Consider the following 22,605-nt stretch of genomic DNA (forward strand, 5'->3'; position numbering starts at 1 on the left):
TATCACTCCTAAGGAATTTGTTTATTTGCTGCTAGCAACAATTCTTTAATATATTTAAGAATTGCTATTGTCTTCTTTCGTTCACCTTTACCTTTACTTAATAACCTATATACTTTATCGTGATATACCCTTGTATGCATACATCTGTGAAGTCTATATTTCACATAAACTAAGTTATAAGTTGAATTAATTCCTATGTTTGCCTTTTGTAAAAGTTTTCGAGAATTAAATGCACGAGCAGCTTTTTTAGCAACAATGTGATGCTTTTCTTTTTTTTGAGATTTAGGTTTCGTTTTAGCTCTATCAATGGAATTAGCAATAGTATCCGACAATGATTCACAAGCCTCTTTAATTTTTGCTCCACAAACTCTAACAACATTATTTAAAGCATCCCGAACAGCAGGACTACTAAGAAATACCGCTGCAACAGTTATCACTAACGCACCAACAAATAAATAAGCCAAATCATCTACTAAAAAGAAATACCCTGTTTTATCAACATTATTAATAAAATTATTCTCACAATAAGCGAACATATTTGTGCTTAGAGGAGTGCCGGAATTTGTATCTACATATGCTGTATCATCGGCATTGATAAATCTACCGGTTTTTGGGTCATAGTATCTACTTTGGAGATAATACAGACCTGTATCTGTATCATACACATAACCACGATAGCGGAATGGGTTAAAGTCTTTGACATGGGCATAAGTTCCGTTTCCTGAGCTTGTTTCGTTCAGAATTTTACCCCAGGCATCGTAAGTGTATTCTACTAATACATTACCACTTTCGTTTACAATCTTTGTAATGTCGCCCTGCAAATTCTTTATGTAATAATACATTGTGTCATTGAGGGACATTGCTGTTACAGAGTTGTTGCTATCATAGTAGAAATATGCTACAACTCCACCCTGCATCATTGCTATTAAATTGTTATTATCATCATAATAATAGTAATAAGTGTAATCAGAATTATCCTTACGAGTTCTTAAGCCTTTGATATTATACTTGTATGTTATTGTATCTTTGGAAGTTTTTACTTGGGAAAGTTGTCTTCCGTTTTTCCACTGCATTGTCATTCCGTTACGATACTTTAGTGGATTGCCTATTCCATCATATGTTATTGTTTCTCCGTTATATGATGTTAGTTTATCTTTCCACGTTGTATCGTAACCATATGTATTTGTTTTCTTCAATGCATTGGTTGTTAAATTGTAGACCATTACCTCTTTTATGTTACCTGCGTTATCGTAAGTAACATTTGTTATTTCTTTGCTGAAATTGTCGGTTATCTGTGTAATCTGATTTAGATTATCGTATTTGTAGCTATACTGATTATGTGATGATGAATCATTTTCATAATAGGCAGTTATATTGCCATTTTCATCATATTTATAATCATAATTTATTGCATTATTTAAGCTACCATATGAATAAGCAACAGTTGACACATTATTTGTTGTTTTATGATCCTTGGTAGCATACTTATACTTTGACTTAAATAGCTCATTTCCGCTATGATTTGTGGTTATGCTACTTAGTCTGCCAAAGTCATCGTTATTACTTGTTACCTTTACTTTTCGTGGACTGTTTTCATCACCACTGATATATTCTACAAATTCATCATAGTTATCATCTGTACCACGCTTAATAGTCTTGTATCTATTATTTATATTTGTTTGTTCAATAGTATTACCGTTAGAGTCTAACGAAATATTTTGAACAAGTTTTACTGTACCATATTCATCAACTGTTTCTGAAGTTTTTGATACAAGATTACCATTACAATCATAATAGTAATTAATAGTTTGGTTTAACCAATAATCATGTTCTCTGGTTACAAGACCTTTCTTGTTGTATTCATATGAAACAACATCATATCCTGCACCTGTAACTAAAATAATTCTATCATAACGGTCATAATGATATCTGTAAAAACCACCGTTACCATAACTTATTGATTCTAAGTTACCGTTATTACTATTATAGTTATATTTTACAATACTCTTATTTCCAACTTTTACTTCTAACAATTTATTATAAATTGTGTAGTTAAAGTTATAAGCAAAGCTATTATGCTTTATAGAAGAAAGCTGGTTTTGATTATTGTAAATATAGGTATTTGATGAATTGCCATTTGAAATAGAAGTAGTATTACCCTGAATATCATAACCATAGGAAGTAACATTGCCTTTGCCATCTTTTACAGAGGTTTGATTTCCATTCTTATCATATGAATACTCAGTTGTATTCCCTGCATCATCAGTTTCTTTAGTTATATAGTTTTCTGTTGAATCATATTCTACAGAATTTTCCATATAATCTTTTGATGTGTCTAGGGTTTCAGATACTACACTTTCATCAACAGGTTCAGCTGAATTATTTGTGCTATCATCTGAGTTACCATCTTTTTTCTCAAAAACCAAATTTTCTGCAAAGTTAAGCATTGCATTCTTAACTTCCATTATATTCTTATTGTAACCATAAACGAAAGCGAAGTCAACTGTTTTTATAATTTTATTTGCTTCTTCCGGTGTTACTGATAAGGTAACAGACTGTTCTGCTGAAGTATAAGCATTATACTCTTGATAATGGTCTTCAGTTGTATTATCAGCATAATTAATTTTTAATGCTATACCAAAAGTTCTGTTATCTGTTGTTAACGGAACTGAGTTTGCTTTTGCAGTACCTGAAATGTTGAATACAACATTAGCTCTATTAACATTTACAGATTGATAAACATGCTTATCTTTTAGTGAATTATTATCACTCTCAGTATTGTCATCAGTAGTATCATTATCATCAGTTTCATTTTCATTTGTAACTTCATAAGTTCTATTGTACTTTCTTGTTACAAAACCTTGTTGATAAGTCTTTTTGTTACCATCAGTTTTTTCAATGTTACCGTATGGTTCTGTTTCAGTTTCAATAGAAGTATAAGTTTGTGCTGTAGAATCAGTGGTTTCTTCAACTGTTGTATCAACAGTTGGTGCAGGTTCTCCACCACTACCTTTGATTGTATTCTCAGTTACAATATCTCCACTTTGATTATACCATTTATTTTGTTCACTGCTCCAATTATTTGCACTGAAATCACTGTATGAAAGAGCATTATAGTCATTCATAACTTTACCTTTTTCTAGTTGCAAACAATCAAACCATACTGAACCACTTGCATTTCTCAATGCACAATAAAATCTAATCTTTGAAGTATTCTTAGGTAATGTAACAGTTAAACTGATTCTTTGCCACTTTGATGCAGTCGTTGTTTCTAATAAAGCAACACTATTATCATCACTAATTACTGAACCTGATGGGTCAAATGTTTTTAATTTTAGCATTGCACCCTTTTGACCATCACGAGTACCTTCTTTTAGAGCTTCATTAATATACACATAGCCTGATAATGTGACTGTGTCACCAGCTGAAAGGTTATAATCACTTATATTCATATCATGATTAATAGAAGTATAGAACTGGTTTGTTGAATCAGCATTATGTGTGATTTTTAGTGAGTTACCACCAAAATAATAAATTCCTGTATCTACTGATGCAGTACCACCGGAACTATTTTCTGTTTTAATACTTTCATTAGACTTTTTATAATAATGATTGCTACCTAAACTATCAAAGTAACTGGATTCATCAATATAGTTTCGTGTATATGAATCTGAACCACCCATTGCTGATAGTCCGGAACCACCTTCACCTTCTTCTATATAGCCATACTCATTTAATTTAGTTATTGTATTACCATATTCATCAAATGTATATGTTTCGCTTCTACCGTTTCTATCAATGAAAGTAGTTGTATTATAACCTTTATTATATTTATCATTACTACTTTCATGTGTACCGTAAACCATCTTTAGGTAGTTACCTTCTTCATAAATACCTGTTGAGGTATTGTAGCCATATTCAGCAGCTTTTGTTACCTTGCCATTTGAATATGTAAACTGCATTTTCATACCGTTTTCAGAATTTATATCATCATTAAAGTGATATTTTACAACACTTAGGTAATTGTTACTATATTCAAATGTTGTCCATTTATTATCAATAAACTTAATACCGTATGGTAAAGTACAACCGGAATAATAGATGAAATATGCTGCATCATCAGAATCTACAGTAATCTTTGAATAACATCTTCTTGTAGAACCATCACTATCAGTTACTACATTGTAGTAAACATGATATTTATGCAATGTACTTGTTATCTCTGAAAGATAACCGGCAGAATCATATGTATATGTAATATTGTTTTTACTATTATCAGGGTCAGTTTCTGACTTGATATATGATGCATTATTGTTATTTGGAATATCATATACTTCGACTCTATCACTTTCAATAGTAAGTTTGTTATTCTGTACTTTTAATGTATAACCTAAATCATCTTCATCATTTAGTTCAGTTTCACCATCAACAATTTTAAAATAATGGTCAACTGCATCAGAATCAGTATATACATAATATCCATCTATTTTTTTAACTGATTTTTCAAAAGACATACGATGACCATATCCGGCAAGACCTAAAACATCTTTTCTTGCACTATGATATGTCTGATAAATGCTATAAGGCATTCGTTCGCCTTTTTCTTCATACAAACTTTGTTTGAAGATTAGACCACCTGTATAGTCACAAATTGAAGCATCGGCTTTTTGACCACAAGTAACTGTATGAGATGACAAATTATTTTCAGAACCTGTATAATCTTTATATATTATCTGAAATTGAGGTAACTTATCATTAAAATAACAACAGTAACCACCAAAGTCAGTTACACTACTATTACTCTTAAGATAAATACCGTTATTTTTTAGTGAACCATCAACCCATCGTTTATACGCCTTAGTAATATCGAAAGTAACAGGATTAGTGTTACCGTTTTTAGTAGTAGCATAATCTATAATTTGACTTGAATCGTAAGTAACATTATTGTATGTAGCACTACTATTCGACCAATCTGACTTAATGGTATACGCTTCAATTTCCATATCTGTCGTTTCTTTAAAAGGATATATAGACACTTTGGCACTAACAATATTCTTGTTTATTAAATTACTATCAATATTTTTACTTTTAATAAGTGCACTATACGTAACCGTCAAATCATCCTAAAAAATCCCTGCGAGTTTGTTCTCGCAGGGATTTCCATATGTATCAAATTTTAACTTTGCACTCCTCTGGTGCATTCCAAGGCAGTAGAATATCAGCCGTTTCATTTTCCTTAATATTAGGGAACTTTTGAAGATATAGGTCAGATATCTAAACGGATTCAGATTGTTCTCTTTGGCTGTTTCGATTATGCTGTACATAACAGCACTGCCAGTAGCTCCTGACTCAGTATTGGCAAACAGGAAATTCTTTCTGCCCATCACAAAGGCTTAATGCTTCTTTCGGCTCGGTTATTGTCAATTTCTAATCTGCCGTCCTCTAAATATCTTCTGAGATATTTCTCGTTATTCTTAAGATAGGTAAACGCACCACCAAGTTTGCTTTTAAATGCTATGCTTTGCTTTTCAGCCCAGCACAAAAAAAGCGTCAAGAATTGGCTTTGATTTTTCTTGTCGCACCTTTAGTATTTCTTCATAGCTTTTATCAGCTATTTCTTTTCTATTGCATATAGCTGATTGCAGTAATCTAAAGCAATTCCAGCTGTTGAGTTTGCTCGTTCGTCCTTGCTTATCATTTCTAATGCTTCAGCAAATTTTCTTCTGCAATGCGCCCAGCAACCAACAACTGTGAAGTTATCTCCAAGTTTGTGATATCCCTGATAACCATCTGCGTGTATGTAGCCATTAAAACCTTCAAGAAAGTTCTCCGCATTTTCAATCTTTCTGTTTGGTTTGTAATCATACAGTACGATATTCTTTTCAGAGCATCCACTCGTTCTGTACAGCCACATATATGCTTTCTTTGGAGTAGGCTTCTCTTTGGTTTTCAGTACCTGCAGTGTTGTTTCATCTGCATGGATTACTTCCTCTTTTATGAGAAGCTCTCTTAACTTCTCATATATTGGTTCTAACCACAGCTGACTCGCTTTAAGTATCCAGTTAGACATTGTCTGTCTTGTTAATTCAACACCTTGCCTTTTCAGGTCTTGTTCTTGTCTATAGAGTGGTGAGTATATCACAAACTTCTGTGTCATAATGTGAGCCACTGCTTCTGGTGAAGCAAAGCTGCCTTTGATTACTGGCTTTTCCTGTGGTGTTTTACTATTGGGGTCTCAATACCGTTTTTCTCACAATTCTTGCAGGCGTAGGTGTAATATACATCCTCCTGAATAATCACCTCAGCAGGTTTGATTTTTAATGTTTTCTTTACTTCCTTACCAATAACCTCAAGCTGTTCATTACAGTTAGGACATACCTTTTCTTCTTCGGGAAGAGTATGCTCTACAACAACTGTCTTGATGTTTTCTGGTAATTTGTCAAGAGTAGCTTCTTTCTTTTTTCGGGTATGAGAAGCCACCTTAACCTCTTCCTTTGCTTCTACATCTGAGTAGAGCTCTGCTTCGTTATGAAGAAGACTAAGCTGTTCGTAAATATATTCCGATTGTTCACTTTTTGAGCCATAGGTCTTTTTATTATTTATCTTAAGCTGCTCCATCAGCCACTTCACCTGTGTTTCAAGTTCTGAACAGTGCTCTTTTAATGATTTTAGTTCATTATATTCATCCAGTGAAATAGTAATTGTTTCACTGTTTTTATCCTTGATTATCATACCTATATTATACCACAAAACAAGGCAAAAGTACAGTATTTAAGCCATTTTATGAGAACTTTATTCCACTTATTTTTTGTGTTGACTTAGGCTGGATTATATTAAGTCCCTCCATTAACCAACGATATTGCTGAGGTGTTATTGTGACACATTCTTCAGATTTTCGAGGCCATTGAAACTTACCTTTTTCAAGCCTTTTATACAGAAGCAGAAATCCGTCACCTTCCCAATACAAACCTTTAATTCTATCCGTTCTTCGTCCACAGAAGAGAAACAAAGCATTTGTACAAGACTCAAGCTTAAACTGCTTTTCTATTATTGTTGCAAGTCCGTCTATTCCTCTGCGTAGATCAGTATATCCACTTGCAAGGTATATCGGGCAATTACAATTAAAATCATTAAGCATTTTTCATTGCCCTCAACACAGCTGTTATTGTAGCTTCGTCAGCACCATTATTGATTTCTACTGTGAAATCATTTCTTTTGATAGAAATCATAGGTGAGTTAGCGTTTACTTCTGGTTCTACTGACACTTCTATGAATTGAGGTCTGTTTTTTTGAGTGTAGGCTTCGTATACCTTTTTCTGTCTGCTCCAAAATGTACTTACAGGAATATTGTTATTTCTGCACCACTGCGCAACACTTAACCCACTGTTGTTGCATTCTCTACTTGGTTTGCCCAAAGAGCCAGGTTCTGTTCTTTTCTTAATGTTCTGACACCTTTGTTCATACGAAACTCTCCAATCGTTTTTTGTTGTAGTCTATTGTAGATGTTCGTCTACAACTTATTTACTTGGATATTTTCGCATGTTTTCAAATCCGCTTCAAGACGCTGGCTTATTTGACGGTTACCACTATACTCGGTATTATTGGCATCTTTACCAAGATAAAAGTGTGTCTGCTGACCTTCTACTGAATCCTTTTTGCTTGAATTTACTTGAGCTGTTTCAGTAGTAGATACAGAGGTAGCAATTACTTCCGGATCAATAGTAACAGGATATTTTGTATTAGCATTATTTAAAAAGTTTTTATCTGCAACAAGATTTACATATAGCTTATTATCTTGTATTCTATCAATCTTTAGTGATACTTTAGAACTTTGTTCACCACTTGCGTCATACATATATGGTGAAGTAACTGTATATGCAGTTTTGCCATCTTTTATTAGATTAATTGTTTGTTCATCTACTTGTTTTACTTTTAAGTCTTGAATATCATATTGAATTTGAAATTCATTATTTGCTTTTGCATTTTTTAGAATGATATTTTCTTTAACACCTGTAGATGAAATAAAACATTGTAAATCTGTATTATCATAAATATTGTTATAATTCACTTCAGAAGAAAGATTTTGCAAAGTAGTAAATTTTCGATTACCTTCTAGCTTTTCATTGTCTTTAACTACTTTAGCTTTTGAATTATTTGAATCAACATACTTCCAACTAATGTTACCTTTAGATGTATTAAGAGAAACTAACTCTTCTTCTCTTGAGTTAGTAGAGAGATCAACATCAATATTACTTTTCTTATTAGAATATTTTGTTTCTTCCTCATTACTAGAAGTTTCAACATTTTCCTTAACTAACGAATTATCATATTCAACCCATTTTCCACTTTTAGTTTTATAATGAACCGGAACAACATAATTTACAGCCATAAATGTTCCATCATCTAAACGAAAATGTTTTGTGTATTTATCACGATTTTCAGTGATTTCTGATACTATATTTCCTACTTCTGTTCCATCACCTATATTTGAAAAATTAGGATTTGATGGAGTTTCATCATTGTTCTTACCTATGGTTTCAGCTAATACATGTGTTGAGATTGATGATAAAAGTGTGATACACAAGATTATTGAAACAACTGACATAATTTTTTTAATACCTTTTTTCATAGACCTTCCCCTCTGTTTAATATATTTTTGGTTTTCTACATCGTATTGTTAATTATCACCTCCAAGTAATTATATGTTCAATATTTGCAAATATTATATTCATTTAACTTAATGTATTTATATTCTGACAATTAATACGGAATTTGTATAATTTTGTCACTTAAAGTAATATTATTCTACTATAATAAAAATAAAATGTCAATATAAATAATAATTTTATTGAATATTTATTATTACTGTTACATTTGACGATTAGTGGGAGTAAAAAAGCTGCTAGCAACATGCTAACAGCTTTGATTAAAGATATGATTTTCTATTATAGACTTCTTAAGGAAACATATAATTTTCTATAACGATTTGTAAATTTGAAAATGGGTAAATAGCAGGTTGAACACAGACTAATTTAGTGTATTATTCTTATTATACCAATAATTATGATACTAATTACGATATTCTCACTTAATTAGTTTACACTATGGGCTATCGTGTATCGCATTTACCTTATATAATTATTTTTATCTATATTATGCTATATATCAACTTCAATTATTGGTAATTCCTCTATTAATTATGTAATTTTATATATTGTTGTTTCAAATATTTTAAATATTAGAAAACACTCTTTAGGAAAGTTTTTAAAAACTCTTTAGGAAAATCAAATTTTGCATACAAAATCTTAGCCACAAAAGTAAATATCGCACCATAACCAAAATGGCTAAAAGTGCGATAAATACTGGGTTTCTGATATATTTCTTGGCGGAGAGCAAGGGATTCGAACCCTCGAAACCACTTTAATGGTTTACACGATTTCCAATCGTGCTCCTTCGGCCATCTCGGACAACTCTCCACAACGCTACTAATTATAACTTGAATTAAGAAAAAAATCAAGTATTATTTTAAATTTCTTAAAAAAATACACCTTTTCAAAGGAAAAGGTGCTTATATTAGTATAAATATTGAATTCTAGTAATAGGAAGAATTACAAACTGAGCCTTACCAATAATATTCTCTTCATCAATAAGTCCGATTTCTGAGTAACGACTATCAAGTGAATCAAGTCTGTTATCACCCATTACAAATACTTTGCCTTTAGGTATTACTGATGGAATTTCTGTATTACCTTCTTTTAGTTCAGAACTAACATAAGGTTCATCAATTAATGTACCATCAACATAGACTTTTTGATTTTCAAAATCAATTTTAAGACTTTGTCCTTCAGTTGCAATAACTCTCTTGATAATAGGCTTATCATATTCCTTAGCATGGCTAATAACAACAATGTCATTATCCTTAGGTGTGTACATAAAATTAGTAACAATTACCTTATCATTATCAAGAAGTGTATTCATCATTGATCTGCCATCAACATTTACAATTCTTAAGAAGAAAGTAAGAATAATGATAATCACAACAACAGCCATTATAATTGCTCTTGCTAAGTAATAGAAAAATCCAACTGTAGGGTTATTGTTGACTACTATGTAATCTTCTTTATTATTAACTTTTGTTTTCGGCTGTTTCTTAGACTTGTCAAAATACTTTTCTTTTTTTCTGCTTTGCATAGTATCACCTATTAATACAAGTATTTTGCATGGTTGAATGGAAATAATGTAAACTGAGCCTTGCCAATAACATCTTTTACATTAATCAAACCTACTTCAACATATCTACTGTCTTTAGAAACATATCTGTTGTCACCCATTACAAAGATTTTACCTTCAGGTATAACCTCAGGAATCTTAGCATCACCAGGTATTAATTCGGATGATACATAAGGTTCGTTAAGTTCTTTACCGTCAACATATACCTTTTGTTTGTCAAAGTCAATTTTTAGAGTTTGACCTTCAGTAGCAATAACTCTCTTAACAATAGGTTCATCTAAATACTGACCATGACTGATAATAACAATATCACCATCAGTAGGTGTATATAGAAAACTTGAAACAAATAGTTTATCACCATCATAAAGAGTACTGTACATTGATGTTCCGTCTACATTTACAATTCTAAAAAAGAAAGTAAGAATAATCAGAACAACAAAAATCACTGAAATAATTGACTTAGTCCAATCATATATCCAATTAGGTGCTGATTTTGTCTTAATTGTATAATTATTATCCATTATATCTCTCTTCGTCTAATTTCGTTTAGATAGTAAAAAAAGGGACATAAAGTCCCCTTTAATTACTTTTTGATTTGTTCCTTAACCTTAGCAGCCTTACCTACTCTGTCTCTTAGGTAATATAGCTTACTTCTACGAACCTTACCATATCTAACAACCTTAACGTCAACAACGTTTGGTGAGTGTACTGGGAATACTCTTTCGATACCAACACCGTAAGATACTCTTCTTACTGTGAAAGTTTCAGCAATGCCACTACCCTTCTTAGCGATAACAGTTCCTTCGAACATCTGGATTCTTTCTCTTTCACCTTCACGAATGTTAACTGATACCTTTACTGTATCACCAACATTGAATTCTGGGAAAGACTCTTTCATTGAAGCTGCTGCAATAGTTTTTAATGCGTCCATTTTATTTCCTCCTGTAATTTCAGATATTCTTGCCTATGTAGCAGAGGAATACCCGCTTCAAATTTTCGGTCAATGACCTCGATTTGACTCCTATCGTATAACGACAGATTCCAAATGCCTATATATAATAACACAATAATTTGTATTGTGCAAGTGTTTTTACAAAAAATATCACAATTTATTGTTGAATTTCTTGCAAAAATTTTCTAAAGTATTCCGGAAGTTCTGAATTAAACTCCATATACTCTTCTGTTCTTGGATGAACAAAACCAATTACCTTAGCATGAAGGCATTGACCCTTTAGCTTTGTAATAACTTTCTTAGGGCCATATACATCATCACCTGCTACCGGATGACCGATTGAAGCCATATGAACTCTAATCTGATGAGTTCTGCCTGTTTCTAAGATACATTTAATATGAGTAAAATTACCATAACTCTGTATAACTTCATAATGAGTTACTGCATTCTTAGAATTTTCATAGGTAATACACATTTTCTTTCTATCTTTTTTACTTCTGCCAATAGGTGCATCTACTGTACCGTTTTCTTTAATATTGCCATAAACAACGGCTTGGTATTCACGCTTAAAGCTATGTTCTTTAATTTGTTCAGCAAGTCTATTATGAGCAAAATCATTCTTTGCTACAATCAAAAGTCCACTTGTATTTTTATCTATTCTATGGACAATACCGGGTCTTAATACACCATTGATACCTGATAAGGAATCTTTGCAGTGATAAAGCAGTGCATTTACTAAAGTACCTTTATAGTTTCCCGGTGCAGGATGAACAACCATTCCTTTAGGTTTATTTACTACCAACAAATCGCTATCTTCATAAACAATATCAAGTGGTATTTCTTCTGCCTCAACAGTATACTCTACAGGGTCAGGAACAGTAAATTGAACTTTATCCCCGATTTTAAGTTTATACTTTTTGTTTTGTAATTTATCATTAACTAACAGACCACCATCTTCAATAATTGAAGCAACTGATGACCTAGACATATCTTCTATAGTATCAGAAAGAAACTTATCAACTCTAACTTCTTGATTTTCATTTTCAATAATGTAATTAAGAATGTTCAACCTTATTCTCCTTCTTAGAACTATCAGACATAAATAGAAGATAAATTACAAGCAGTACTGTACCAACCGTAACTGCATAATCGGCAAAGTTACATACCGGACTGAAAAAAGAAAGCTGTAAATAGTCTATTACATATCCATAAAGAACTCTATCAATTAAATTACCTATACCACCACCAATAATCAATGCTGATGATATTAGGAACATTTTGGATTTAATCTTTTTGAAAATGATTATATAAAGTAGGATTACAATAATAACTGAAGTTAGAGCAACAAAAATCCACCTCATATTTTCAAACATACCAAAAGCAACACCACGATTTTCAACATAATTTAAATCTAATAAATGTGGAATTGCAGTAACAACACCTGCTTGTGGTAAATACATAGCTACAAAATATTTAATAACCTGGTCTATAACAACAACTAAACCGGCTATAACAAGAGATAACGCTACCAACTTTTCACCTCATTAATAAAAACGGTGCACACCAAACAGAATGTGCACCGTAATTAGTTATTTATTATTTAAGAACATTTACACATCTCTGGCAAAGAGTTGGATGTACAGGATCAGCACCAACAGTAACTGAATGTTCCCAACATCTTTCGCACTTTTCACCATCAGCTAGTTCAACATCAATCTTAGTATCTGAATCATTATCTACTACTTCTACACCGGAAACAATAAATACATTCTTTAGTTCAGGTTCTACAGACTTGATAAATTCAAGTTCATCACCACTAGCATTAAGAATAATCTTAGCGTCAAGTGACTTCTTTAGTTTCTTTTCCTTAACTGCTTCTTCAAGAGCTTTCTTAACATCATCTCTTAAATCGTGAATCTTGTCCCACTTAGCCATAAAGTCATCAGAAACATTGATTTCAACAGGCTTTGGCATTTCATTAAACATTACACATTCACCATCATCAGATGCTCTATGTGGAATATACTTCCAGATTTCATCAGAAGTATAAGCAAGGATAGGAGCAATCATTCTTGTTAGAGAATCAAGAATAATATAGATAGTTGTCTGAGCAGCTCTTCTTGAATGACTTTCTTTCTTTTCTGTGTATAGTCTATCCTTAAGAACATCTAGATAGAAGTTAGACATATCAACTACACAGAAGTTTCTTACTGAATGATAAACCTGATGGAATTCATAGTTATCATAAGCATTTGCTACCTTGTTAATAAGTTCATTTAACTTAACAAGTGCCCACTTATCCATTGGTAGTAGTTCATCAATAGCAACAGAATTTTCGTCAGGGTTAAAGTCAGAAATATTACCTAGGATATATCTTGCAGTATTTCTAATCTTTCTGTATGATTCAGAAATCTGCTTTAGAATATCATTTGAAATATGAACATCGGACTGATAGTCAGTAGAAGCAACCCAAAGTCTTAGTACATCAGCACCATACTGTTTAATAACATCCTGAGGACTGATACCATTACCAAGTGACTTACTCATCTTTCTCTTTTCTTCATCAAGAATCATACCGTGAGTAAGAACTGCCTTATAAGGTGCAACTCCATTTGTTGCAACAGAAGTTAGAAGTGAAGACTGGAACCAACCTCTGTACTGGTCATTACCTTCTAGATATAGGTCTGCAGGGAACTGTAGGTTATCTCTCTTTCTAACAACAGCAGCGTGAGAAGAACCACTATCGAACCAAACATCCATAATGTCTTTTTCTTTATCAAATTCAGTACAACCACACTTCTTACACTTTGTACCTGCAGGTAGAATTTCAGCAGCAGTATGATTATACCAAGCATTAGAACCTTCTTTTTCAAATAGGTCAGCTACTGCATACATAGCATCCTTATCAATATGAGCTTCGCCACATTCTTTACAGAAGAAGATTGGAATAGGTACACCCCATTTTCTCTGACGAGAAATACACCAGTCTTTTCTTTCTCTAACCATATTTGTAATTCTGTCACGACCCCATGAAGGAATCCACTTAACATTGTTAATAGCTTCAACTGCTTCATCCTTAAAGTCATCAACAGAACAGAACCACTGGTCAGTAGCTCTAAATAAGATAGGTGTCTTACATCTCCAACAGTGAGGATACTGGTGGATAATCTTCTTTAGTGCGAATAGAGAACCTTGTTCATCAAGGAACATAGCAATCTTCTTATTAGCTTCATCAGTTGTTAAACCTGCAAACTGACCTGCTTCTTCAGTAAGAACACCGTTAGAGTCAACAGGACAAATCGTAGGAATTTCAGGATAGTTCTGACATACATTAAAGTCATCAACACCATGACCGGGAGCAGTATGAACACAACCTGTACCACTTTCAAGAGTAACATGGTCACCGACAATTACAAGTGACTCTCTGTCTAGGAATGGATGAGCAGTCTTGATATATTCAAGTTCACTACCCTTGACTGTAGCTACTACTTCATAATCTGTAACTTCAGCAACTTCCATTGCATTCTTATAAAGTTCAGTAGCCATTACAAGATATTCATCACCTGTTTTGATGATAGAATATTCATATCTTGGACCAACACAAATAGCAACATTAGCTGGTAATGTCCAAGTTGTAGTTGTCCAAATAACAAACTTAACCTTTGATGGGTCAATTCCCAAGTTTGAGAATACACCCTTATCATCAGTTACATTGAATTTAACATAAATAGAATGACAAGGATCTTCAGCATATTCGATTTCAGCTTCAGCTAGAGCTGTTTTACATTCAGGACACCAATATACAGGCTTTAGTCCCTTATAGATATAACCCTTAGTAGCCATATCAGCAAATACTCTAATCTGTTCTGCTTCAAATTCATGCTTTAGTGTAATATATGGGTTATCCCATTCACCGATAACACCTAATCTCTTAAACTGTGTACGCTGGTCATTAATATAACCTGTAACGAATTCTTCGCACATTTTACGAAGTTCAACAATAGAGATTTCTGCTGAGTTACCAACACCGGCCTTTTGTCTGGCCTTTAGTTCTGTTGGAAGACCATGAGTATCCCAACCCGGAACATATGGTGCTTTGAAACCGGCCATATTCTTCTGACGAACAATAAAGTCCTTAAGAATCTTGTTTAAAGCATGACCTAGATGGATATCACCATTTGCATATGGAGGACCATCATGCAATACGAATAATGGTTTACCATCATTTTTCTTCATTAACTTGTCATAAATCTTGTTATCTTCCCAACCCTTTAAAGTTACAGGTTCACTCTTTGGAAGTCCTGCTCTCATAGGGAAGTCAGTCTTAGGAAGATTTAAAGTCTTATTGTAATCCTGTGACATTCTACTTCTCTCCAATTTATATTTTAATTATTCTTCTACATCATAATTACTACCAAACTTTAGAACACCAAACTTAGTAGTACCTTCAAGAGCCGGGTCAGTCTTCTTTTCTTCTTTTACTTCTTCAGCAGGTTCTTCTTTTTCAACTTCTACTGGAGGTTCAGCAACCTTAACCGGTTCAACCTTTGGTTCAACAACTTCTTCTGATACTGCAGGTGTAGGAAATTCCTTAGATAGCTTTTCCTGAATTTCAGCAACAACATTATCAGTTGGAAGTGCATCAACAATATCAATACAACTCTTAACTTTCATTAATAGTTCTGTTCTCATTTCATTAGCAAGTTTCTGTAAAGCAACTAGGGAGTCTTTTTCTTTCTTTACTTCTGCCTGTGCTTGTGCAATAAGTTCATCAGCCTTTTTCTCAGCATTCTTTACAGCAATTTCAGACTGTTCGTTAGCTTCCTTAAGTGTAGAGTCAGCAACTTTCTGAGCTGATAATAGCGCGTTACGAACTGTTTCTTCGTCAGAACGGTACTGTTCAATTCTTGTAGCAAGAATATCCATCTTGTGTACAAGTTCAGCCTTTTCGTTATTTTTCTGTTCAAATGTTTCTATAACATCATCAATAAAAGAATCAACATCTTCAGCCTTATAAAAAGAGCCACCTCTGTTAGTTCTAAACTTGACATCCTTGATTTCATCAATAGTTAGCATCTTTATATCTCCCCTATATATATTGTTTTATTTTAATTTTTTGTCTGCCTTTTTTAGTTAAGCCATTAATATCATCAAGAATAAATTTACCATACTTTCGTATAGAAATAATGTCGTCTTGTGATACTTTGTCGCTTATATTTGTATCTTCTATATAGTTCTTAAACACATTACCCGAAAGCATAAGTGTCCTTACCTTTTCTCTGCTAAGACCGGTTATAGCAGCAACAACTGCATCCAGTCTAAGAGAAGCAACTGTATAGTCATAATACTTAAATGTTGGTGTGTAATCAAAGTTATCAAGTGTAACTATTCTTGACTTTACTCCAACTTTAGCAATTCTATTTATTTGAGATAAAATATATTCTGCTTGATTTTCTAACACAAAAACATAAGATTTGCCTTCCATACAAACAATATCACCTATAACATTTCTGTTAAGTCCGGTAGAAAGAATTGTACCAAGAAACTGTCTATGTGTTAATTTATCTTGCTTTCTATATTTATATTCAATAATTGATATTGGATATTCCTCTTCCTTAGCGAAAAATCCAAGTACCTTTCTCTGGCTGTTTTCATAGCCACCAAAGAAACAGTAATCAGTAATACCAAAGTCCTTTAATGCTTCAATACAAATTGAAATTTCACTTTCATTAAGGAAAGATGTAAACTCAGGTTTGTTCCTTTCCATAGAAAGATAATAAAGGTCACTTATTCTAGAAATCAGAATATCCTTTTCATCTATATTTTTACTCAATTAAAAAATAACTCCGTTATTTTCAAGTTCACCAAGTAAATCATCACCTGTGAAATCTACATTTTCAGGCATAATGATAAATGTAGCATTTGCGATTTTTTTAATCTTACCCTTTTTAGCATATGTAACACCACTTAGGAAGTCAATAATTCTTCTTGACATATCCTTGTTAGTGTCTTCAAGATTAAGTACTACAGTGCGATTCTTGTTGATTTCATCTGCAATACCTCTTGTTTCGTCACCAAAACGCTCAGGCTTAAATAGAATAACCTGAATTTTTGTACTTGCATTAATGTTAACAACCTTGTTGCCACTGTCACTATCTGTATATGAGTCAGAAGTATATCTTCTTCTTTCTGATCTTTCAGATCTTCTTACTTCACGCTGATGTTCTCTTTCATCAACATAGTCATCTTCATCATCGTAAGAATCTTTGTTATCCTCATATGAGTAATCATCATACTCATATTCATCATCAGGTGAATCCCACATTCTCTTAATCTTATCTACAAAACCAGCCATATCTGAACCTCCAAATTATTTATATATCCTATTTCCAAACAAAGCAGAACCGATTCTTACCATATTGGCACCTTCTAATATTGCTTCGTAATAGTCACTAGACATACCCATAGACAAAATGTCCATAGAAACATTATCTAATTTTTTTGATGATATGTCAAGGAATAATCTATTCATTTTTTCAAAATATCTACGAATTTCGTCATTTTTTTCACAAATAGGTGGAATAGTCATCAATCCTTTAACATTTACAGCAGGTAAAGTGCTAATTTCTTCCACTAATTCCTCAAGCATTTCCGGCATAACACCGGATTTGTTTTCTTCTTTTCCGATATTTACTTCAACTAAAATATCAGAAGTAATGTTATTCTTTAAAGAACACTTAGAAACTTCTTTAGCAAGTTTCATTGAGTCGATTGACTGAATTAAATCAACCTTACCGACAATTTGTCTTACTTTGTTGCTCTGTAAGTGTCCAATAAACTGTAATGAACAGTTTTCAAGGTTGTACTCATCATACTTTGAAAGTAATTCCTGAACCTTGTTTTCTCCGATATAGGAAAGTCCCAGAGAAATTGCATAGTTAATATACTCAGGTTCAACAGTTTTTGTTGCTGAAAGAAAAGTAATATCATCCCTGGTTTTTCCGGCTTTCATAGCAGCCTCTGCAATTTTCTCATTGATAAAATCATAATTATACTTAATATCAGTTAATGATCTTTCCATCTTTTAAGTCATTCCCCTTTACTACAATATTATCATATAAAGAAATCGTTTCTCCATTATACAAGTTTGCATTATCTGAAGAAGGATCACAAATAACAAAATCTGAACCAGAATAAATAATATTTACTTGTTTAAACTGAAGTTCATTGCCATATAGTACATATACACCCTGAACTTTCTTCTTAGTTGTTTTCTGGTTACCCTTACTATCTTCTGTAATCTTTGTAACATAATCAGTATGAAGAGCATCCTTATTAACTCTTATACCTTCATAAGTTTTTAGACAAATTTCAACATTTTCTTTTCTAACAGAAGCCAGTTCTGAATTCATATAATTACACTTCAAAACAAGAATACTGTCTCCACCCTTTTTATCTTGGTTGATAGACTCAATAGATGCAGGGATTGTGCTTGTTGACGCATAAGGCATATTTACTGTAATTGAATCATAGTTAGTTGACTTTAGTGTTAAAGCCTCTTCCTTAGAAATTGGACAAATCACATACCAGTTTACACTTGTAACAAGTTTACCGATTGTATCACTTGACACTTTCTTAGGCTTTTGTTTTAGTAATTTATTGTACTTTGTAATCGTCATTGACTTTGCATTTTTGTACTTATAAATTGACTCATAACCATCAGCAGAAGAAACAAAACAACCGGCTTGTGAAGCCTTTACAGATCCAACTGCTTTATTAGATGTGTTCTGTAGTTCCTGTTTCTGTGGCTTTAAATCGTTTAATCTGCTTGAAATATCAACATTCTTACCTGCTACTAACATTCTTTCTGTGATTAAATATGTAATATCATCAACATAATTTTCACTGTCAAGAAAGTTTTTATCAGCAATACGGGAATTTAGTTCTGTAATAGAATTATTAATCTGACTATTAACAGTATCAATACCAACATCACCGTTAGATGCAGTAGAACTTAACTTCTTAAGTCTAGTGATTTCACTATTAATATCTTCAAGTTTGTTGTTATTTAGAACATCATCTTCTGAACTGTAAATATCAGCTACCTTTTCATTCTTTGCAACTTTGTCACCATCATCGCAAGAGAAAGAAATAATACCGTCTGTACTGTTTTTCACTAACTTTTCATCTCTAACAATAATTGCATCTTTATAAAGAGAGTCAGTTGCAGTAATCTGTGTTGCCACTTCAGTATCTACACCGTTAAGGTCAAATACTGAGCTAATGAAAACATAAATAACATATATAATTATAAAAATACATATTGCACTAATAATAATTCTTTTTGTCTTTTTATTAATCATCTTTTGCCTCATCTATATATTCAAAAACATTCTTTATTAATTCTTCACTGTTAAGTTTACTTATATCAAACCATTTAATGTTTTTATCTCTTTTAAACCAAGTTAACTGCCTTTTTGCATATCTTCTTGTATTCATTTTTAATTTTTCAACACAATTTTCTAAAGTATCTTCACCATTTAAATAAGGAAAGAATTCTTTATATCCAATGGCTTTTTGAGCAGTTAAACTAAGGTTACTGTTCATAAGATTTTTAGCTTCTTCTAAAACACCTTGCTGAACCATTATGTCAACTCTTTGATTAATTCTATCGTACAGAAACTGTCTGTCTTCTGCATATAATCCGATTTTTATCGGTTTATATGGTGACTCAACCATCATTGCCTCTTTATCAATTTGTGACTTAGGTTTGCCTGTAAGATAATATACTTCTAATGCCCTGGCAATTCGCTTATGGTTGATTTCTTTTGATAGTTTATCATAGGACTCTTTATCTACCTTTTGGAGTTCTTGAAGTAATTCTTCATCACTCTTAGAATTCAATTTATTTCTTAACTGTTCATCAACTTTTTGCTCAGTAAACTGAACATTATTAAGCAATGAATCAACATAAAGTCCTGTACCACCAACAAGTATTGGCAGTTTATTTTTATCTAAAATTTCTTTAATTGCACTATTTGCATCTTTTACATAATCTGCTACTGAATAGTTAGTTGATGGTGGAAGAAAATCCATCATATAATGCTTTATTCCATCCATTTCTTCCAAAGTAGGTTTAGCTGTTCCAATATCCATATCTTCATAGATTTGCATTGAATCAGCAGAAACTATTTCACCATTATATTTCTTTGCAACTGCAATAGAAAGGCTTGTTTTACCTGATGCAGTAGGTCCGATTATAGTAATAATTTTTATCTTGTCCATTTAGTTATGCCCTTCCAAATTGTTTTTCAATTTCATATTTAGAAAGTTCAATACATACAGGTCTGCCATGAGGACAATATCTTATACTGTCATCAGAAAAAACTGTTTTCGCAATATCTATTAGTTCCTTAGCAGTACTACTGTCACCTGCTTTTATTGCTGAACGGCATGAAATATTGTGATAAATCCATTCCATATGTTCACTCATAACATTCTTTCTGTTTTCAGCTATGTAACCACAAATTTCAATAATAGTATCTTCAATATCATCATTTCTTAGGTATGATGGTGCACTTCTCACAATCAAAGTACCATTACCAAAGTCCTCTACATCAAACCCAACATTCTTGAACATATATAAATGTTCAATTGCTACAGTATACTCATTTTTTTCCAGTGTAACTGTAATTGGAATTAACAGTAGCTGAACAGAACCTGTTCCTTTTTCACGCTTTAGCTTTTCGAAAATTATTCTTTCATGAGCTGCGTGTTTATCTATTAAAACAAGTTTATTGTTATCAGTTTCTACAATGATATATGTATTCATTGCTTCACCGATAAATCTAAAACTTTGCTTGTCTTCGTCAATTAATGTTTTGATTTCTATATTTTCGGAAGAAGAATTTGTTTGTCTTTCTGTTGGCAACACAACATCAACATCACTTTTCTTTTCTTCCGTAATTATATTTTCATCTTTAGTTATTTTTTCCAGTTCAAGTTCTTCAAAAGGATTAACCTTTTGTACTTCTTGTTTTAATGAAGTATCTTCTTTTACTTCATTTATTTTTGTTTCAATCTTACTTTCAGTTGAAACATTATTTTCTGCATTATTATCTATATTATCACATAACGAATTGTTTGTAGTTTGATTGTTTTCTGACAGTTTCTTGTTATTCTCCAGAAATTCCATATACTTCTTTTGAACAGAAGAACTGTCGGAAACTTTATTTACTTTATTATACTTTACAGTTTTTGTCGGTAAATCAAGTTCATCAAAAATACTTTTTTCTCTTGGTTTTTCAGGTGCTTTTTGAACCGATTTAGTAGGTTCTTTATTAATAACCTTATTTGCCAAATTAAAAGGATTTAGAGGCTTTATATTTACAGTATTGTTGTGGTTTAGTACTGCTTCCTTTCTGCTGTCTCCACGAAGTAAAGCTGACTTAACACCATGATAAACTGTATCAAAAACAGGTCTTTCATTAATAAATCTAACTTCAATTTTAGCCGGATGAACATTTACATCAACTGCCTCAGGACTAATCTGTAAATTAAGAACACAAGAAGGAAACTTACCAATCATAATTGAACCTTTACAGGCTTCTTCAAGTGCAACAGAAATTGTCCTTGACTTTACAAAACGACCATTAATAAATGTGTTTTGCATATTCCTATTTGCTCGACCATTTGTAGGTCTGCTGATATAACCGGTTAACTTCATACCGTTAAGTTCATAGTCAACAGGTATAAGTGTTGAGGCAAAATCTCTGCCATATACTGCATAAATTGATGACATTAATTTACCATCACCGGCAGTTTTCAGAACTCTCTTGTTATCCCTAATAAAAGTAATTGCAATTTCAGGATGTGACAAAGCAATCTTATCAATTACACTTGCAACTGCATTACCTTCGGCAACATCCTTTTTAAGGAATTTATATCTAGCCGGTACATTGTAGAAAAGATTTCTCATAATTAAAGTTGTACCATCAGGGCAACCGGCATCATCAAAAGAAATTTCCTCTCCACCATCAATTTCATAAGCTGAACCTATATTTTCTTCTTTAGCTTTGGTTATAAGCTGAACCTTTGAAACTGATGAAATTGACGCTAGGGCTTCACCTCTAAAGCCAAGTGTACCTATTTTTTCAAGGTCACTGTCAACTGAAATTTTACTGGTAGCATTTCGCTTAAAAGCATTGCGTACATCTTCTTTAAGGATACCACAACCGTTATCTGTAATACGAAGATAGTCAATACCACCATGCATAATTTCAACTGTAATTTGAGTTGCCCCTGCATCTATAGAATTCTCTAGTAATTCTTTTACAACAGATGAAGGACGCTCTACAACTTCACCGGCAGCAATAAGTTCTGCCGTATGTTTATCAAGTACATTTATTCTACCCATAGCGTCC

At 32.5% G+C, this 22,605-nt stretch carries 19 protein-coding genes, 1 tRNA gene and 1 pseudogene; all 21 read right to left on the minus strand.

The features are described from left to right. Positions 1 to 8: 8 nt before the first annotated feature. On the minus strand, positions 9 to 5,003 hold the full coding sequence (locus E5Z56_RS10840; RefSeq protein ID WP_138157805.1) for an RHS repeat-associated core domain-containing protein: 4,995 nt from the start codon (positions 5,001 to 5,003) through the stop codon (positions 9 to 11). A 120-nt stretch (positions 5,004 to 5,123) separates the two neighbouring features. Beyond that, a complete protein-coding gene (locus E5Z56_RS10845) occupies positions 5,124 to 5,384 on the minus strand; it encodes a transposase domain-containing protein (RefSeq protein ID WP_138157806.1) in 261 nt (86 codons plus the stop codon). After that, a pseudogene (tnpC, locus tag E5Z56_RS10855) lies at positions 5,384 to 6,157 on the minus strand (IS66 family transposase). Before tnpC ends, E5Z56_RS10845 begins: the two are co-directional and overlap by 1 nt. A 41-nt stretch (positions 6,158 to 6,198) precedes the next feature. Then, complete coding sequence (locus E5Z56_RS10860) at positions 6,199 to 6,732, minus strand: IS66 family transposase zinc-finger binding domain-containing protein (RefSeq protein ID WP_138157808.1); 534 nt, start codon at positions 6,730 to 6,732, stop codon at positions 6,199 to 6,201. 49 nt (positions 6,733 to 6,781) lie between these two features. Further along, positions 6,782 to 7,138, minus strand: a complete 357-nt coding sequence (tnpB, locus tag E5Z56_RS10865) for an IS66 family insertion sequence element accessory protein TnpB (protein ID WP_138156313.1) — start codon at positions 7,136 to 7,138, stop codon at positions 6,782 to 6,784. Then, positions 7,131 to 7,415: an IS66 family insertion sequence element accessory protein TnpA gene (tnpA, locus tag E5Z56_RS10870; protein WP_138157809.1), complete on the minus strand. Its 285-nt coding sequence runs from the start codon at positions 7,413 to 7,415 to the stop codon at positions 7,131 to 7,133. Before tnpA ends, tnpB begins: the two co-directional genes overlap by 8 nt. A gap of 95 nt (positions 7,416 to 7,510) precedes the next feature. Next, positions 7,511 to 8,629 (minus strand): hypothetical protein, encoded by a 1,119-nt coding sequence (locus E5Z56_RS10875; protein ID WP_138157810.1) that lies wholly within the window; start codon positions 8,627 to 8,629, stop codon positions 7,511 to 7,513. Positions 8,630 to 9,383: 754 nt separating this feature from the next. Continuing rightward, positions 9,384 to 9,476, minus strand: a tRNA-Ser gene (locus E5Z56_RS10880). Positions 9,477 to 9,573: 97 nt separating this feature from the next. Continuing rightward, positions 9,574 to 10,191 (minus strand): signal peptidase I, encoded by a 618-nt coding sequence (gene lepB, locus E5Z56_RS10885; RefSeq protein WP_138157811.1) that lies wholly within the window; start codon positions 10,189 to 10,191, stop codon positions 9,574 to 9,576. Positions 10,192 to 10,202: 11 nt separating this feature from the next. After that, positions 10,203 to 10,751: a signal peptidase I gene (gene lepB / locus E5Z56_RS10890; RefSeq protein ID WP_138157812.1), complete on the minus strand. Its 549-nt coding sequence runs from the start codon at positions 10,749 to 10,751 to the stop codon at positions 10,203 to 10,205. 62 nt (positions 10,752 to 10,813) lie between these two features. Then, positions 10,814 to 11,161 (minus strand): 50S ribosomal protein L19, encoded by a 348-nt coding sequence (gene rplS, locus E5Z56_RS10895; RefSeq protein ID WP_138157813.1) that lies wholly within the window; start codon positions 11,159 to 11,161, stop codon positions 10,814 to 10,816. A 178-nt stretch (positions 11,162 to 11,339) separates the two neighbouring features. Then, a complete protein-coding gene (locus tag E5Z56_RS10900; RefSeq protein ID WP_207668602.1) occupies positions 11,340 to 12,245 on the minus strand; it encodes an RluA family pseudouridine synthase in 906 nt (301 codons plus the stop codon). Next, on the minus strand, positions 12,238 to 12,714 hold the full coding sequence (gene lspA, locus E5Z56_RS10905) for a signal peptidase II (protein WP_138157814.1): 477 nt from the start codon (positions 12,712 to 12,714) through the stop codon (positions 12,238 to 12,240). Before lspA ends, E5Z56_RS10900 begins: the two co-directional genes overlap by 8 nt. A gap of 64 nt (positions 12,715 to 12,778) precedes the next feature. Then, a complete protein-coding gene (gene ileS / locus E5Z56_RS10910) occupies positions 12,779 to 15,544 on the minus strand; it encodes an isoleucine--tRNA ligase (protein WP_138157815.1) in 2,766 nt (921 codons plus the stop codon). 27 nt (positions 15,545 to 15,571) lie between these two features. After that, entirely contained in the window at positions 15,572 to 16,258 is a 687-nt protein-coding gene (locus E5Z56_RS10915; RefSeq protein WP_138157816.1) for a DivIVA domain-containing protein, read from the minus strand. A gap of 13 nt (positions 16,259 to 16,271) precedes the next feature. Then, positions 16,272 to 17,015 (minus strand): YlmH/Sll1252 family protein, encoded by a 744-nt coding sequence (locus E5Z56_RS10920; RefSeq protein ID WP_138157817.1) that lies wholly within the window; start codon positions 17,013 to 17,015, stop codon positions 16,272 to 16,274. Continuing rightward, positions 17,016 to 17,537, minus strand: coding sequence for a cell division protein SepF (locus tag E5Z56_RS10925; RefSeq protein WP_138157818.1), 522 nt, complete (start codon positions 17,535 to 17,537; stop codon positions 17,016 to 17,018). It abuts the gene before it with no gap. Positions 17,538 to 17,552: 15 nt separating this feature from the next. Next, on the minus strand, positions 17,553 to 18,263 hold the full coding sequence (locus tag E5Z56_RS10930; RefSeq protein WP_138157819.1) for a YggS family pyridoxal phosphate-dependent enzyme: 711 nt from the start codon (positions 18,261 to 18,263) through the stop codon (positions 17,553 to 17,555). After that, the gene (locus E5Z56_RS10935) at positions 18,244 to 19,545 is read right to left on the minus strand and encodes an HlyD family efflux transporter periplasmic adaptor subunit (protein WP_138157820.1); all 1,302 of its coding nucleotides are present in this window, start codon (positions 19,543 to 19,545) and stop codon (positions 18,244 to 18,246) included. Before E5Z56_RS10935 ends, E5Z56_RS10930 begins: the two co-directional genes overlap by 20 nt. Then, a complete protein-coding gene (gene miaA / locus E5Z56_RS10940) occupies positions 19,538 to 20,467 on the minus strand; it encodes a tRNA (adenosine(37)-N6)-dimethylallyltransferase MiaA (RefSeq protein ID WP_138157821.1) in 930 nt (309 codons plus the stop codon). Before miaA ends, E5Z56_RS10935 begins: the two co-directional genes overlap by 8 nt. A gap of 4 nt (positions 20,468 to 20,471) precedes the next feature. Next, positions 20,472 to 22,598 (minus strand): DNA mismatch repair endonuclease MutL, encoded by a 2,127-nt coding sequence (mutL, locus tag E5Z56_RS10945; protein WP_138157822.1) that lies wholly within the window; start codon positions 22,596 to 22,598, stop codon positions 20,472 to 20,474. Positions 22,599 to 22,605: the final 7 nt, after the last annotated feature.

The organism is Ruminococcus bovis (assembly GCF_005601135.1).
In the GTDB taxonomy this organism is placed as follows: Bacteria; Bacillota; Clostridia; order Oscillospirales; family Acutalibacteraceae; genus Ruminococcoides; species Ruminococcoides bovis.